We start from the raw sequence: 14,450 nt of genomic DNA on the forward strand, positions 1-14,450 counted from the left end.
CATGTCCTCCGCCACTGACCCTGCCTCGTCCCTCGATGCCACCCGCGCCTCACCGCGCACGCGCCGCGTGGCCGTGATCGGCGGGGGGCCGGCGGGACTGATGGCCGCCGAGGCCATGGCCGAGCGCGGCGTTCAGGTGGACCTGTACGACGCCATGCCCTCGGTCGGGCGGAAGTTCCTGCTGGCCGGGCGGGGCGGGCTGAATCTCACGCATGCCGAGGCCCTGCCGGCCTTCACCGCCCGCTATGGCGCGCAGGCCCCGCGCGTGGCCGCCTGGCTCGAGGCGCTGCCGCCCGGCGCGCTGCGCGAGTGGGCGCACGACCTGGGCATCGAGACCTTCGTCGGCACCTCTGGACGCGTCTTTCCGCGCGAGATGAAGGCGGCGCCGCTCTTGCGCGCCTGGCTGGCCCGGCTGCGCGCGCAGGGCGTGCGCCTGCACATGCGGCATCGCTGGCTGCCCTGGCCGAAAGGCGAGGCCGCCAGCCCGGCCCGGCTGCGCTTTGCCACGCCGGAGGGTGAGGTGGAGCATGGCGCCGACGCCGTGGTGCTGGCGCTCGGCGGCGGCAGCTGGGCACGGCTCGGATCCGATGGCGCCTGGGTCGAGCCTCTGGCCGCGCACGACGTGCCGGTGCGCGCGCTGCGGCCGGCCAACTGTGGCTTTCTGGCATCGTGGAGCGAATGGTTTCGCGAGCGCCATGCCGGCGACCCGGTCAAGGCGCTAAGCATGATCTGCGGCCAGGAGGCCGCGCGTCAGAGCCGGCGAGGCGAATTCGTCATCAGCGCGGATGGCATCGAAGGCAGCCTGGTCTATGCGTTGTCGGCCCCCATCCGCGACGAGATCGAAGCGCGCGGCACGGCCACCATCTGGCTCGACCTCATGCCCGACTGGTCGCTCGAACGCGTCGAGACCGAAGTGGCCCATCCCCGCGGATCGCGTTCGATATCGAGCCATCTGCAGAGCCGCCTCAAGCTCACCGGCGTGCGGGCGGGCCTGCTGCGCGAACTCGCCAGCCGCGACGACTACGCCGACCCGCTACGACTGGCCGCGCGCATCAAGGCGCTGCCGCTGGTGCTGACCGCGCCGCGTCCGATCGACGAGGCTATCAGCACGGCGGGCGGCGTCGAGCTCGGCGCGCTCGATGGCGCGTCGATGTTGCCGCGCTGGCCGGGCGTGTTCTGCGCGGGCGAGATGCTGGATTGGGAGGCGCCGACCGGCGGCTATCTGCTGACCGCCTGCATGGCGAGCGGTCGCGTGGCCGGACGCGGTGTGCTGGACTATCTGGCGACGCTGGGCTGATCCGCGCGCGCTTTGCGCGGGCGCGGCGGCGCCTCGGCCAGCCGGGTGCCCGCCAGCCGGTCGTGCAGGAACTGGCCGCGCGGGTCGAACCAGCTCGGAATGAAGTTGGTGAACGGCGCGATCACGACGAACATCGATACCGCGGGCCAGCCGATGGCGTGCGAGCTCCACCAGACCAGCGCGGCGGTGGCGAGCGGCAGCGGCCACAGCAGCACATAACGCAGAACCAGCCGGGGCAGTGCCGGCACGGCGCCGTCGGGGCCGAGAAGCTGGATGTTCCAGGTCTTCATGGGAAGCGTCTGGCCACGCTTGCGCCAGCACAGCACGAAGTACAGCCCGATCACGACAAACAACCAGACCTGCCGCGCGGAGCGCAGCGCGAGGCCGTGGCGGCTCTGGGTCAGGGTGTCGAAAAGATAATCGGCCAGGAACACCACGCCGAACAGCAGCACGCCCTCGTACATCATGCAGGCGAAGCGGCGCAGGCGGCTGGGCGTGGCGGATGGGACGAGGGCGGCGGTCATGGCGACGTATTATCCACATAACCGCCGGCCTGGCGAGAGAGATTTCCCGCAAGCCGTGGATAGGGGCGCTTTCGTCCCGGTGCCAAGACAAAAAAAACCCGCCGGTTAGGGCGGGTCTCAAAAGGGGCTTTGCAGCCCCCAAGGGGAAAAGCGTTGCGATCGTTGCGCTTGCGGTCGGCTCGAGGGCGTGAAACTTGCCCGGGCCGCGGCCTGGCGCGGTGTTGTCGATCAGTCTTGCAAAAGCAGTGTCAGGCTCAGGCGGCCGAGTGGACGTTGGCGCCCATCTTGCCAGCCAGCAGCTTCAGGCCTTGAGCCACTTTGAGCAGGCCGTTGCCCAGGGCACGCATCGGGTGCGGGCGGAATTGCTCTTCCATGGCTTGCAGCATCAGCTGGCGTTCGAGTTCGTCGGTCAGGCGGGTGGTGTGGTTCAGGTCGATCACGGTAAGCCTCCGTAGGCTTGTGCTTGTGTTCACGATTAGGGTTAACCCGAATTTTAGGGTTAACCCTAGAAAAGTGCAAGCACTCCCGCAATTCTTTGGTGCATGACGCGCCGTCCTGGTGCTGATAATGCCCCAATTCGGCCCGTGTGTGGCGCTAGCCCTCACGATACGAGGGCGATGTTGCGGCGCTTTTACAACGCGATGCCCGGCTGGCAGGGGGTAACCGGCCTGCCGGGCATGAGCTTATGACGCATCGCGGTAGCTGCCGGCCGTCAGCTCGAAGCTGAACAGGCGGCAATCGAGCGCGCCGTTGTAAAGCGGGGTGCGGCGCAAAGCCTTGAGCCGCAGTTGCTGCGGCAGCTTCATGTCGCTCGAGATGGCGTGCAACTGCCAGCCGCCGAAATGCTGCTTCAGATTGCTGGCCCAGTCGCGCCACAGGGCTTCCTCGCCTTCGGTGGGCAGGCGTTCGCCGTAAGGCGGGTTGGTCACGATCCAGCCCGACTCGGCCGGCGCCGCGACCGTACGCGCGTCACCCACCTCGAAGCGGATCGTCTCGGCCGTCAGCCAGGCGCGCTCGGCGTTGGCCTGGGCGAATTCCACGGCTTGCGGGTCGAGGTCGTAGCCCACCAGCGGGGTTTCGAGCTGGGTCTGGATGCGGGCGCGTGCATCGTCCTTCAGGTCGCGCCAGCGCCGGGCGTCGAAGTCGCGCATGCGTTCGAAGCCGAAGGGCCGCGAGATGCCCGGCGGCACGCCGAGCGCGATCCAGGCCGCTTCGATGAGAATCGTGCCGCTGCCGCAGAACGGATCGAGCAGCGGTGCCGCGGGATCCCAGCCCGCCAGGGCCAGCATGCCGGCGGCGAGATTCTCGCGCAGCGGTGCTTCGCCCTTGTCCAGGCGCCAGCCGCGCTTGAACAGCGACTCGCCCGAGGTATCGAGATACAGCGTGGCGATGGTGCCCTGCATGAAGAGTTGCACGCGGGCGTCGGGACGCACGGTGTCCACGCTCGGGCGCGCGCCTTCGATCTCGCGCAGGCGATCGCAGATGCCGTCTTTCACGCGCAGATTGCAGTACTGCAGGCTCTGGACGGGGCTCTTGATGGCCGAGGTGTCGACCCGCAGGGTGTCCTCGGGCCCGAACCAGCGCTCCCAGGGCACACTGCGCGCGAGGTCGAGCAGGTCGTCTTCGTGGCTGATCTCTTCCTGGGCAACCTGCACCAGAATGCGGGTGGCCAGCCGCGAATAGAGGTTGGCGCGCTGCACGCCGGACCAGTCGGTCGAAAAGGCGCAGCCGGCGCGGCCCGGGCGGGCATCGTCGAAGCCCAGGGCCTGCATTTCGGCGGTCAGGGCCTCCTCGAGGCCCTGCGGGCAGGGGGCGTAGATGCGGAACGTCTCGGCCTGACGCGCGGCGCGCGGCCGGCGGACCTGCACCTCGGGTGCGTGGCGGTCGGGGGCGTCGGCACGTTCTTCGGCGAAGACGTCATCCCAATCCTGCGGTGCATCCGAGAGCACGTCGTCCCAGTCGGGCGCGGGAGTGGCCGGGGCCGGCGGGGCGGTGCGCTGCGGCCGGTCGTCGCGCGGGCCGCGCTCCGGATAGCCGCCGCGCTGGCTCGTGGCATCGCCGCGATAGGTGTTGCGCGGACCGCCACGCGGACCGCCACGCGGACCGCCTCGCGGGGCCTCGCGTGGGGCGCCGCGCTCGCGTTCGGCGGGCGCGTCCGGGTTGCGCAGGCGTTCGGTCTGTTCGCGCGCACGCTCTTGCTGGGCGACCAGACGCGCGCGCGCACCGGTGCGCGCACGGCGCGGGGTGTCGTCGGCAGGCGCGTCGGCGCGCGATTTGGGTTTGATCGTCAGCGTCTTGCGCGGACGATCCTGTTCATCAGAAGACATACGGATAAGGCCGGTTGGCGGCCAGGGGAGAAGCGCGGGAAATCAGAAGGGTTTCACGACGACCAGCGCCACCACCAGCACGAGCAGCAGGACGGGAACTTCGTTGAACCAGCGATAGAACTTGTGGGAGCGCGTATTGCGGCCCTGTTCGAACTTGCGCAGCATGACGCCGCAGGCATGATGGTAGCCGATGATGAGCAGCACGAAGAACAGCTTGGCATGCATCCAGCCGTTGCCCGGGCCCACGCCGATCCGGTAGCCCACATAGAGCCACAGCCCCAGCAGCACGGCCGGGATGGCCAAGATGGTCATGAAGCGGTAGAGGCGGCGCGCCATGCCGATCAGACAGGCTTGAATGGCCGGGTCCGACTGCTGCGCCAGATTCACGTAGATGCGCGGCAGATAGAACAGGCCGGCGAACCAGGAAGCGATGAAGACGATATGGAAGGTCTTGATCCAAAGCATGGCCATTGCGAGCGTCCCTTTTTTATTGAAGCGCCATTGTAAGGGCTGCGCTCGCGGTCTCCGGCGTGGTCAGATCACATATAGGTCCACGTAGTCGTTCACCGGCATGGCCTCCAGCCTGGCCTGGTCGAGCGACGCCTCGAGAATGCGCGCCTGCTGGCGCGCCGGCAGCATGCGGGCCAGATTGGTGCGGAACTTGGCCTCCAGCAGCGGAATGCCGTCGGCGCGGCGGCGTTTGTGGCCGATCGGATACTCGCACAGGATTTCGTCGAATCGGCTGCCATCCTCAAACACCACGCTGAGCGCGTTGGCGATCGAGCGCTTGTCGGGGTCGTGGTAGTCCGCGGTGAGGGCCGGATCTTCGACGCACACGATCCTGGCCCGCAGCGCATCGATGCGCGGATCGCGCGCGACGGCGTCTTCGTAGTCGGCGGCCGTGAGGCGCCCGAACAGGATCGGCACGGCCACCATGTACTGGATGCAGTGATCGCGATCGGCGGGGTTGTTCAGCGGACCGCGCTTGTCGATGATGCGGATGCAGGCTTCATGCGTGCGGATCGTGATCTGTGCGATGTCGGCGGCCGACTTGCCTTCGCGGGCGAGCCGCTCGTGAATCTGCATCGCGACCTCCACGGCGGTCTGCGAATGGAACTCGGCCGGAAACGAAATCTTGAACAGCACGTTTTCCATCACGTAGCTGCCGTAAGGACGCTGGAACCGGAACGGCTGGCCCTTGAACAGCACATCGTAAAAGCCCCAGGTCTTGGCCGACAGCACCGACGGATAGCCCATCTCGCCGGTGCGGGCGATCAGCGCCAGCCGCACCGCGCGGCTGGTGGCGTCACCGGCGGCCCAGCTCTTGCGGCTGCCCGTGTTGGGCGCGTGGCGATAGGTGCGCAGGCTCTGGCCGTCGACCCAGGCGAGCGACACTGCATTGATGATCTCGTCGCGCGAGAGCCCCAGCATGTGCGCGACCACGGCGGTGGACGCGACCTTGACCAGCACCACGTGATCGAGTCCCACCTTGTTGAACGAATTCTCGAGGGCGATGCAGCCCTGGATCTCATGGGCCTTGATCATGGCCGTGAGCACGTCGCGCATGGTGAGCGGGGCGCGCCCGGCGGCCACCGCATTGCGCGAGAGCCAGTCGGCGGTGGCGAGGATGCCGCCCAGGTTGTCGGACGGGTGGCCCCATTCGGCGGCCAGCCAGGTGTCGTTGAAATCGAGCCAGCGAATCATCGTGCCGATGTTGAACGCGGCCTGGACGGGATCGAGCTGGAACGGCGTGCCGGGGACCTTGGCGCCGTGCGGCACGAGGGTGCCGGGCACGAGCGGTCCGAGCAGCTTTTTGCAGGCGGGATATTCGAGGGCTTCGAGCCCGCAGCCCAAGGTGTCGATCAGGCAGTTGCGGGCGGTCTGGTAGGCGAGATCGCTCTGGATCTCGTAGTCGATGACGTAGTCGGCGATGTCCACCAGCACCTGATCGGGCTCGGGGCGGACATTGGAGATGGGGGCGGACATGGGCAGACGCTCCGGGAAGGCCGGGAGGGCACGAGGCCCGCCCGGCCCGCGGCCGGAGGGCCCGCGGGGAGGATTACTTGCGCTTGTCGAGCGGCACGTACTTCAGGTTTTCCGGCCCGGTGTAGTTGGCGGTCGGACGGATGATCTTGTTGTCGATGCGCTGCTCGATGATGTGCGCCGACCAGCCGGCCGTGCGCGCGATCACGAAGAGCGGCGTGAACATCGCCGTGGGCACGCCCATCATGTGATAGCTCACCGCCGAGAACCAATCCAGGTTCGGGAACATCTTCTTGATGTCGAGCATGACGGTCTCGAGACGCTCGGCGATGTCGAACATCTTGGTCGTGCCGGCCTTCTTGGACAGCTTGCGCGCGACTTCCTTGATGACTTCGTTGCGCGGATCCGAGATCGTGTAGACCGGATGGCCGAAGCCGATGATGACTTCCTTGTTTTCGACGCGGCGGCGGATGTCGGCCTCGGCCTCTTCGGGCGAGTCGTAGCGCTTCTGCACCTCGAACGCGACCTCGTTGGCGCCACCGTGCTTCGGGCCGCGCAGGGCGCCGATGCCACCGGTGATGGCCGAGTACATATCGGAGCCCGTGCCCGCGATCACCCGGCAGGTGAACGTGGAGGCGTTGAACTCGTGCTCGGCGTAGAGGATCAGCGAGGTGTGCATCGCGCGCACCCACTCGTCGGACGGCTTCACGCCGTGCAGCAGGTGCAGGAAGTGACCGCCGATGCTGTCATCGTCGGTCTGCACGTCGATCACACGGCCGTTGTGGCTGTAGTGGTACCAGTACAGCAGGGCCGAGCCGAGATTGGCCATCAGGCGATCGGCGATGTCGCGCGCGCCCGGCGTGTTGTGGTCGTCTTTCTCGGGCAGCACGCAGCCGAGCACCGACACCGCGGTGCGCATGACGTCCATGGGATGGCTCGCCGCCGGCAGCGACTCGAGTGCGTTCTGCAGCTGGGCCGGCAGGCCGCGCAGGTTGCGCAGCTTTTCTTTGTAGGCCTTGAGCTCGGCTTTGTTGGGCAGCTTGCCATGCACCAGCAGGTGGGCGATCTCTTCGAACTCGGCCGTGCCGGCGAAGTCGAGGATGTCGTAGCCGCGGTAGTGCAGGTCGTTGCCGGTGCGGCCGACCGTGCACAGCGCGGTATTGCCCGCCACCACGCCCGACAGGGCCACCGATTTCTTGGGTTTGAAACCTGCTTTTTCGTCGACGGGCGCGGCCGCCTTTTTCTGCGAGGTCGTCATGTCTCTCCTACTCCTTCCCATGGGGGGTGTACACAGGTTGCGACAAGCACGGCGGGCCATCCCTTCGGGGCCCGCCGTGTTTTATTGGGGCTTGTCCTTGGCGAACAGCTGATCGAGCTGGTCTTCGAAGGCATGGTATCCGATGCGATCGTAGAGCTCATCCCGAGTTTGCATCAGGTCGACCACGTTCTTCTGGTGGCCGTCGCGGCGGATCGCCTGGTACACGGTTTCGGCCGCCTTGTTCATGGCGCGGAAGGCCGACAGCGGATACAGCACCATGCCGACGCCGGCGCTCTTGAGCTCGTCGACGGAGAAGAGCGGCGTCTTGCCGAACTCGGTGATGTTGGCCAGCACCGGCACCTTCACTGCGTCGACAAAACGGCGGTAGGTGGGCAGGTCGTAGGCGGCTTCGGCGAAGATCGCGTCGGCACCGGCCTCGACGCACTTGAGCGAGCGTTCGATCGCCGCGTCGACGCCGTGCGAAGCGATGGCGTCGGTGCGCGCGATCAGGAAGAAGTCGCTGTCGGTGCGCGCATCGGCGGCCGCCTTGACGCGATCGGCCATTTCTTCGGTGCTGACGATCTCTTTGCCCGGACGATGGCCGCAGCGCTTGGCGCCGACCTGGTCTTCGATGTGGCAGGCCGCCGCGCCGAACTTGATGAGGCTCTTGACCGTGCGGGCGATGTTGAAGGCCGAGGGGCCGAAACCCGTGTCGATGTCGACGACCAGCGGCACGTCGCACACGTCGGTGATACGGCGCACATCGGTGAGCACGTCGTCGAGCGTGTTGATGCCGAGATCGGGCAGACCCAGCGAACCGGCGGCCACGCCGCCGCCCGACAGGTAGATGGCGCGGTAGCCGGCGCGTTTGGCCAGCAGGGCGTGGTTGGCGTTGATCGCGCCGATGATCTGCAGCGGCTGCTCTTCGCGCAACGCGCGGCGAAAGAGGGCGCCGGGGGATTCGGGTCTGGACATGATGGAGTCTCCGTCGTTATGGGCGGCGCCGCGCACGGCGGCCCGGCGGCAGGGTACGCGCGCACGGGGCGGGGCTCCGTACGGGCGATGCCAGCCTCTGGGGCCAGACCTTAACGCGGTTCCGAAACATGAATCTGTCCACTTGGCGACAATCCGCCGAGCGCACATATCGATGTGCCGGGAAGAACGATGCCGACGATGTGGCCCGCCCAGATCACGCACCCACGCAGGATGGGGGAGGCGGGCGCGCGCCAGGAAAAAACAGGCCCGCATGCGCGGGCCCGTTTCATCTCGCCGAATTACTTCAGCAGGTCTTTCACGCCATCGCGCTCTTCGAGCAGCTCTTTCAGCGTGAAATCCAGGCGCTCGCGCGAGAAGGCGTCGATCTCGAGGCCTTCGATGCGCTTGTATTCGCCGTTTTCGGTGGTGACCGGCACGCCGTAGATGATGCCTTCGGGGATGCCGTAGGAACCGTCGGAGGGCACGCCCATCGTCACCCACTTGCCGTTGCTGCCCAGGACCCAGTCACGCACGTGGTCGATGGCGGCGTTGGCGGCCGAGGCAGCCGAGGACAGGCCGCGCGCTTCGATGATGGCGGCGCCGCGCTTGCCCACGGTGGGGATGAACGTGTCGCGGTTCCAGGTGTCGTCGTTGATCAGCTTGGCCAGGCTTTGGCCGCCGACCGTGGCGAAGCGGATGTCCGGGTACATCGTGGGCGAGTGGTTGCCCCACACGACCAGCTTTTCGATCTCGGCAACGGCCTTGCCCGACTTGGCGGCCAGTTGCGACAGAGCACGGTTGTGGTCCAGGCGCAGCATGGCGGTGAAGTTCTTGGCGGGCAGATCCGGCGCCGACTTCATGGCGATGTAGGCGTTGGTGTTGGCGGGGTTGCCGACGACCAGCACCTTCACGTCGCGGCTGGCGACTTCGTTCAGGGCGCGGCCTTGCGCCGTGAAGATCTGGGCATTGACCTGCAGCAGGTCCTTGCGCTCCATGCCGGGGCCGCGGGGGCGGGCGCCCACGAGCAGGGCCACGTCGGCGTCCTTGAAGGCGGTGCGGGGATCGCTGTGGGCGGTGACTTCCTGCAGCAGCGGGAAGGCGCAATCGTCCAGCTCCATGATCACGCCCTTGAGGGCCTTCTGGGCCTTCTCGTCGGGGATCTCGAGCAACTGCAGAATGACCGGCTGGTCTTTACCCAGCATTTCGCCGGAGGCGATGCGGAACAGCAGGGCGTAACCAATCTGGCCGGCGGCGCCGGTGACGGCGACACGCATGGCGGGCTTAGACATTAACGTTCTCCGTAAGGATGTTGGGTGAGACCAAATCTCATCCATCAGTGTAATCGCTGGAGCCCGCGTGGCACGGCTGCGGACGCTGCTCCGACAGCCGGCAATCCTAGATTGAATTCACGTATGCGTCAAACGATCTTATATCTTATATAAGACATAAGACGTTGGACAGACCGGGCGAGCCTGTGCGAGAATGTTGTGTTTGTCCGAATCCGCGTCAGCCGCTATTTTTTGGCTCTCGCATGCTGCCGGTGCCATGGGCCCGCCTGATTCGGGCGAGCCCAAATAATTCCACAGACACCATGGCAGACCCCCGGTCCGAAACTCCCCTACGTACGCGTGCCGCAAAGCCGGCAGGCGAGGGTGCCGCTTTCAGTCCGTTGTACCGCCAGATCAAGGATCTGCTCGTGCAGAGCCTCGAGCGCGGTGAGTGGAAGCCGGGCGAGCTGATCCCGAGCGAGATCGACCTCGCCGCCCGTTTCCAGGTCAGCCAGGGCACGGTGCGCAAGGCGGTCGACGAGCTCGCCGCCGAACACATGCTGCTGCGCCGCCAGGGCAAGGGCACCTTCGTCGCCACGCATCACGAGGCCCGGGTGCGCTACCGCTTCCTGCGCCTCGCGCCCGACGAAGAGGGCGAGGGTGGCCGCGCCGAAAGCCGTATTCTCGAATGCCGCCGGGTGCGCGCGCCCGCCGAGATCGCGCGCGCCCTCGAGCTGCGCGCCGGCGAGACGGTCGTGATGATCCGCCGGCAGCTCTCCATGAACCAAACCCCCACCGTCATCGACGACATCTGGCTGCCGGGCACCGCCTTTCGCGGGCTCACGCTGGAGTTGCTGACGGCCAATCGCGCCCCGATGTACGGGCTTTTCGAATCCGAGTTCGGCGTGAGCATGGTCCGCGCCGACGAAAAGCTGCGTGCCGTGGCCGCCACCGACGAAGTGGCGCGCTTGCTCAATGTTTCCGCCGGTACCCCGCTGCTCCAGGTCGATCGCATCTCATACACGTATGGCGATCGGCCGATGGAAGTGCGGCGCGGTTTGTACCATACCGATCACTATCATTACCGCAATAGTTTGAATTGATGAACTTTTTTTCAACGATTTGATACGAACCCGATCTCTGGGCGAAAATAGCGTGTTTGCCTGCAAGGGCTTCCGCCTTTTCGCAGTCACGATTCCCTAGTTCCGAAACACCGAGGCCGTCATGTCCGACTCAGCTGCCAAGCCGCGTCCGCAGTTTCGCAATATCAGCATCCCGCAAATCCTCAGCTATCGCCTGCCTCTGGCCGGCAAGCTGTCCATTCTGCACCGCATAAGCGGCGCGTTGCTCTTCTTCTGTCTGCCCTTGGTCATCATCCCGCTGTTCGGCGCGAGCGTGACCTCGGCAGAGACCTACGCACAGGTCGCACAGTACGCAGGCAACCCGTTGGTCAAGCTGGTGTTCCTGGTCCTGATCTGGGGCTATCTGCACCACTTCTGTGCTGGCATCCGCTACCTGGCGCTGGATCTTCACATTGGCATCGACAAGCAGTCGTCCAAGAAGACCGCCGGCGTCGTGTTCGGCGTGAGCCTGGCACTGACCCTGGTCATCGCTCTCAAACTGTTCGGAGTCCTGTAATGGCTGACGTCAAAAACTACGGCCCCAAGCGCCTGGTCGTCGGCGCGCATTACGGCACCGTCGATTTCATCGCTCAGCGCATCACGGCGATCATCCTGGCCGTCTACACGCTGGTGCTGATCATCGGCCTGCTGGTGATGCCGTCCTTCACGTACGAAAACTGGAAGTCGCTGTTCAACTTCCACGTCTACGCTCTTCCGGTTGGCCAGCTGCTGGCTACCCTTGCCTTCTTTGCGCTGGCCTGGCATGCCTGGATCGGCGTGCGCGACATCTGGATGGACTACGTCCGCAACGTGGGCGTGCGCCTGCTGCTGCAAGTGCTGACCATCCTCTGGCTGGTGGGCTCGGTCGTCTACTTCGCGCAAATCCTCTGGAGAATCTAAGCCGTGACCGCTGTCTTGAATTCCTTGCCGCGCCGCCAGTTTGATGTGGTGGTGGTTGGCGCCGGCGGAGCCGGCATGCGCTGCTCGCTGCAACTGGCCCAGGCTGGCCTGTCGGTTGCGGTGCTGTCCAAAGTGTTCCCCACCCGCTCGCACACCGTGGCGGCGCAGGGCGGCGTGAGCGCGTCGCTGGGCAACATGAGCGAAGACAACTGGTACTGGCACATGTACGACACCGTGAAGGGGTCGGACTGGCTGGGCGACCAGGATGCCATCGAGTTCATGTGCCGCGAGGCACCCAATGCCGTGTACGAACTCGAACACTTCGGCATGCCGTTCGACCGCAACCCCGACGGCACGATCTATCAGCGTCCGTTCGGTGGACACACCGCGAATTTCGGCGAAAAACCCGTGCAACGCGCCTGTGCCGCGGCCGACCGTACCGGTCACGCCCTGCTGCACACGCTGTATCAGCGTAACGTCGCTGCCCGCACGCAGTTTTTCGTCGAGTGGATGGCCCTGGACCTCCTGCGCAACGACGCCGGCGACGTGCTCGGCGTGACCGCGCTCGAAATGGAAACGGGCGACATCTACATCCTCGAAGCCAAGACCACGGTGCTGGCCACCGGCGGTGCAGGCCGCATCTGGGCCGCCTCGACCAACGCCTTCATCAACACCGGTGACGGCCTGGGCATGGCTGCGCGCGCAGGCATCCCGCTGCAGGACATGGAGTTCTGGCAGTTCCACCCGACCGGCGTGGCCGGCGCGGGCGTGCTGATCACCGAAGGCGTGCGTGGCGAAGGCGGCATCCTGCTCAACAAGGATGGCGAACGCTTCATGGAGCGCTATGCGCCCACCCTGAAGGATCTGGCGCCGCGTGACTTCGTGTCGCGCTCGATGGACCAGGAAATCAAGGAAGGTCGTGGCTGCGGTCCCGACGGCAGCTACGTGGTGCTGAAGCTCGACCACCTCGGTGCCGACGTGATCAACAAGCGCCTGCCCTCGATCCGCGAAATCGCGATCAAGTTCGGCAACGTCGATCCCATCAAGGAACCGATCCCCGTCGTCCCGACCATCCACTACCAGATGGGCGGCATTCCGGCCAACTATCACGGCCAGGTGCTCGAGCGCGTCAACGGCGAAAACAAGGTCATCAATGGCCTGTACGCCATCGGCGAATGCGCGGCGGTGTCGGTGCACGGCGCCAACCGCCTCGGCACGAACTCGCTGCTCGACCTGATCGTGTTCGGTCGCGCCACCGGCAACCACATCGTCAATTCGCATCCCGAGCGCCAACGCGCCCACCAGGAAATGTCGAAGGAAGCGGTGGACTTCTCGCTGGCGCGTATCAACCAGCTCGAATCGCGCACCTCCGGCGAAAAGACGCAGGACGTCGCCAACGCCATCCGCATGTCGATGCAGCGTCACTGCGGCGTGTTCCGCACGCTCGAGCTGCTCAACGAAGGCGTGGGTCAGATCGAAGACCTGGGCAAGGTCGCTGAAAACATCTACTTCAAGGACAAGTCGAAGGTGTTCAACACGGCTCGTGTCGAAGCGCTCGAGCTGGCCAACATGACCGAAGTGGCCCGTGCCACGATCAAGTCGGCCGCCAACCGCACCGAAAGCCGTGGCGCGCATGCGCTCGACGATCACCCGACCCGCGACGACGAAAACTGGCTCAAGCACACGCTGTGGTACTCCGAAGGCAGCCGCCTCGAGTACAAGCCCGTGCAGATGAAGCCGCTGACGGTCGAGTCCTTCCCGCCCAAGGCCCGTACTTTCTAAGCAGGATCTGGCATGAGCACCAAACGTATCGTTAAGTTCGAAATCTACCGCTACGATCCTGACAAGGACGAGCGCCCCTACATGCAGAAGCTGGACGTCGAACTCCAGCCGACCGACAAGATGCTGCTCGATGCGCTCGTGCGCATCAAGAACGACGTCGACGACAGCCTGGCCCTGCGCCGGTCCTGCCGCGAAGGCGTGTGCGGTTCCGATGCCATGAACATCAATGGCAAAAACGGTCTCGCCTGCACGACCAACCTGCGCGAGCTGAAAGAGCCCATCGTTCTGAAGCCGCTGCCCGGTCTGCCGGTCATCCGCGATCTGATCGTGGACATGACGCACTTCTTCAATCAGTACCACTCGGTCAGCCCGTACCTCATCAACGACACGCCGCCGCCCGAGCGCGAGCGTCTGCAGTCGCCCGAGGCACGCGAAGAGCTCGACGGTCTGTACGAGTGCATTCTGTGCGCCTGCTGCTCGACCTCGTGCCCGTCGTTCTGGTGGAATCCGGACAAGTTCGTCGGCCCCGCCGGCCTGCTGCAAGCCTATCGCTTCATCGCCGACAGCCGCGACGAAGCCACCGGCCGCCGTCTGGACAACCTGGAAGATCCGTACCGTCTGTTCCGTTGCCACACCATCATGAACTGCGTCGACGTCTGTCCGAAGGGGCTGAACCCGACGAAGGCCATCGGCAAGATCAAGGAACTGATGGTCCGTCGTACGGTCTAGTGTTAGGACGTTTCAAGGCATCTCAATGAGCAGGCTTACCGAATTGGAACGGGCGCGGCTGCGCTGGCGCGCGCGCCGCGGCCTGCTCGAGAATGACCTCATCATCACCCGGTATCTGGATCGCTACGAGACCCAGTTGACCGACGAAGACGTAACGGCACTGACTCAGCTTTTCGAGCTCGGTGACAACGATCTGCTCGACGTGCTGCTGGCGCGCAAGGAGTTGGAGGCCCCTCTGGACACTCCCCGGCTTCAGGCGATCATCAGTCGCATGCGAGAGCTTTGA

General features: G+C 65.6%; 15 protein-coding genes. 7 read left to right on the forward strand and 8 right to left on the reverse strand.

What is annotated here, in order from left to right:
- The first annotated feature begins 1 nt into the window (after position 1).
- Positions 2-1,297 (forward strand): TIGR03862 family flavoprotein, encoded by a 1,296-nt coding sequence (locus tag CEK29_RS06430; protein ID WP_094857631.1) that lies wholly within the window; start codon positions 2-4, stop codon positions 1,295-1,297.
- Here the strand turns inward: CEK29_RS06430 and CEK29_RS06435 are convergent.
- The 8 genes from CEK29_RS06435 to CEK29_RS06470 form a co-directional block, all read right to left on the reverse strand.
- On the reverse strand, positions 1,276-1,821 hold the full coding sequence (locus tag CEK29_RS06435) for an RDD family protein (RefSeq protein WP_094857632.1): 546 nt from the start codon (positions 1,819-1,821) through the stop codon (positions 1,276-1,278). The two genes, CEK29_RS06430 and CEK29_RS06435, sit on opposite strands and share 22 nt — an antisense overlap.
- Positions 1,822-2,075: 254 nt before the next feature.
- Positions 2,076-2,261, reverse strand: coding sequence for a hypothetical protein (locus CEK29_RS06440; RefSeq protein ID WP_094798871.1), 186 nt, complete (start codon positions 2,259-2,261; stop codon positions 2,076-2,078).
- A gap of 243 nt (positions 2,262-2,504) precedes the next feature.
- Entirely contained in the window at positions 2,505-4,148 is a 1,644-nt protein-coding gene (locus CEK29_RS06445; protein WP_094857633.1) for a THUMP domain-containing class I SAM-dependent RNA methyltransferase, read from the reverse strand.
- A gap of 42 nt (positions 4,149-4,190) precedes the next feature.
- Positions 4,191-4,613 carry a CopD family protein gene (locus tag CEK29_RS06450; protein WP_094798894.1) on the reverse strand — a complete coding sequence of 141 codons (423 nt, stop codon included), beginning with the start codon at positions 4,611-4,613 and terminating at the stop codon, positions 4,191-4,193.
- 69 nt (positions 4,614-4,682) lie between these two features.
- Entirely contained in the window at positions 4,683-6,134 is a 1,452-nt protein-coding gene (locus tag CEK29_RS06455) for a bifunctional 2-methylcitrate dehydratase/aconitate hydratase (RefSeq protein ID WP_094857634.1), read from the reverse strand.
- 73 nt (positions 6,135-6,207) lie between these two features.
- Entirely contained in the window at positions 6,208-7,389 is a 1,182-nt protein-coding gene (gene prpC, locus CEK29_RS06460; protein ID WP_094798874.1) for a bifunctional 2-methylcitrate synthase/citrate synthase, read from the reverse strand.
- 81 nt (positions 7,390-7,470) lie between these two features.
- Positions 7,471-8,364: a methylisocitrate lyase gene (gene prpB, locus CEK29_RS06465; RefSeq protein ID WP_094798875.1), complete on the reverse strand. Its 894-nt coding sequence runs from the start codon at positions 8,362-8,364 to the stop codon at positions 7,471-7,473.
- 299 nt (positions 8,365-8,663) lie between these two features.
- Positions 8,664-9,653 carry a malate dehydrogenase gene (locus CEK29_RS06470; protein WP_094798876.1) on the reverse strand — a complete coding sequence of 330 codons (990 nt, stop codon included), beginning with the start codon at positions 9,651-9,653 and terminating at the stop codon, positions 8,664-8,666.
- A 302-nt stretch (positions 9,654-9,955) separates the two neighbouring features.
- Between CEK29_RS06470 and CEK29_RS06475 the strand changes: the two genes are divergently transcribed.
- The 6 genes from CEK29_RS06475 to CEK29_RS06500 all read left to right on the forward strand — a co-directional run bounded on the left by CEK29_RS06475 (position 9,956) and on the right by CEK29_RS06500 (position 14,450).
- Positions 9,956-10,735: a GntR family transcriptional regulator gene (locus tag CEK29_RS06475; RefSeq protein WP_094798877.1), complete on the forward strand. Its 780-nt coding sequence runs from the start codon at positions 9,956-9,958 to the stop codon at positions 10,733-10,735.
- A 121-nt stretch (positions 10,736-10,856) separates the two neighbouring features.
- Positions 10,857-11,270: a succinate dehydrogenase, cytochrome b556 subunit gene (sdhC, locus tag CEK29_RS06480; RefSeq protein WP_094798878.1), complete on the forward strand. Its 414-nt coding sequence runs from the start codon at positions 10,857-10,859 to the stop codon at positions 11,268-11,270.
- Positions 11,270-11,653 carry a succinate dehydrogenase, hydrophobic membrane anchor protein gene (sdhD, locus tag CEK29_RS06485; RefSeq protein WP_094798879.1) on the forward strand — a complete coding sequence of 128 codons (384 nt, stop codon included), beginning with the start codon at positions 11,270-11,272 and terminating at the stop codon, positions 11,651-11,653. The genes sdhC and sdhD overlap by 1 nt, the downstream gene beginning before the upstream one ends.
- Positions 11,654-11,656: 3 nt before the next feature.
- On the forward strand, positions 11,657-13,435 hold the full coding sequence (gene sdhA / locus CEK29_RS06490; protein WP_094798880.1) for a succinate dehydrogenase flavoprotein subunit: 1,779 nt from the start codon (positions 11,657-11,659) through the stop codon (positions 13,433-13,435).
- Between the two features lie 12 nt (positions 13,436-13,447).
- Complete coding sequence (locus CEK29_RS06495; protein ID WP_094798881.1) at positions 13,448-14,164, forward strand: succinate dehydrogenase iron-sulfur subunit; 717 nt, start codon at positions 13,448-13,450, stop codon at positions 14,162-14,164.
- Positions 14,165-14,189: 25 nt separating this feature from the next.
- A complete protein-coding gene (locus tag CEK29_RS06500) occupies positions 14,190-14,450 on the forward strand; it encodes an FAD assembly factor SdhE (protein WP_094798882.1) in 261 nt (86 codons plus the stop codon).

This window comes from Bordetella genomosp. 5 (assembly GCF_002261475.1).
Classification (GTDB): domain Bacteria; phylum Pseudomonadota; class Gammaproteobacteria; order Burkholderiales; family Burkholderiaceae_B; genus Bordetella.

Bases quoted from the DNA above. Each gene is read 5' to 3' on its own strand.
- CEK29_RS06430 (WP_094857631.1), top strand. From the start codon at position 2: ATGTCCTCCGCCACTGACCCTGCCTCGTCCCTCGATGCCACCCGCGCC.
- CEK29_RS06435 (WP_094857632.1), bottom strand. From the start codon at position 1,821: ATGACCGCCGCCCTCGTCCCATCCGCCACGCCCAGCCGCCTGCGCCGC.
- CEK29_RS06445 (WP_094857633.1), bottom strand. From the start codon at position 4,148: ATGTCTTCTGATGAACAGGATCGTCCGCGCAAGACGCTGACGATCAAA.
- CEK29_RS06450 (WP_094798894.1), bottom strand. From the start codon at position 4,613: ATGCTTTGGATCAAGACCTTCCATATCGTCTTCATCGCTTCCTGGTTC.
- CEK29_RS06455 (WP_094857634.1), bottom strand. From the start codon at position 6,134: ATGTCCGCCCCCATCTCCAATGTCCGCCCCGAGCCCGATCAGGTGCTG.
- prpC (WP_094798874.1), bottom strand. From the start codon at position 7,389: ATGACGACCTCGCAGAAAAAGGCGGCCGCGCCCGTCGACGAAAAAGCA.
- prpB (WP_094798875.1), bottom strand. From the start codon at position 8,364: ATGTCCAGACCCGAATCCCCCGGCGCCCTCTTTCGCCGCGCGTTGCGC.
- CEK29_RS06470 (WP_094798876.1), bottom strand. From the start codon at position 9,653: ATGTCTAAGCCCGCCATGCGTGTCGCCGTCACCGGCGCCGCCGGCCAG.
- CEK29_RS06475 (WP_094798877.1), top strand. From the start codon at position 9,956: ATGGCAGACCCCCGGTCCGAAACTCCCCTACGTACGCGTGCCGCAAAG.
- sdhC (WP_094798878.1), top strand. From the start codon at position 10,857: ATGTCCGACTCAGCTGCCAAGCCGCGTCCGCAGTTTCGCAATATCAGC.
- sdhD (WP_094798879.1), top strand. From the start codon at position 11,270: ATGGCTGACGTCAAAAACTACGGCCCCAAGCGCCTGGTCGTCGGCGCG.
- CEK29_RS06495 (WP_094798881.1), top strand. From the start codon at position 13,448: ATGAGCACCAAACGTATCGTTAAGTTCGAAATCTACCGCTACGATCCT.
- CEK29_RS06500 (WP_094798882.1), top strand. From the start codon at position 14,190: ATGAGCAGGCTTACCGAATTGGAACGGGCGCGGCTGCGCTGGCGCGCG.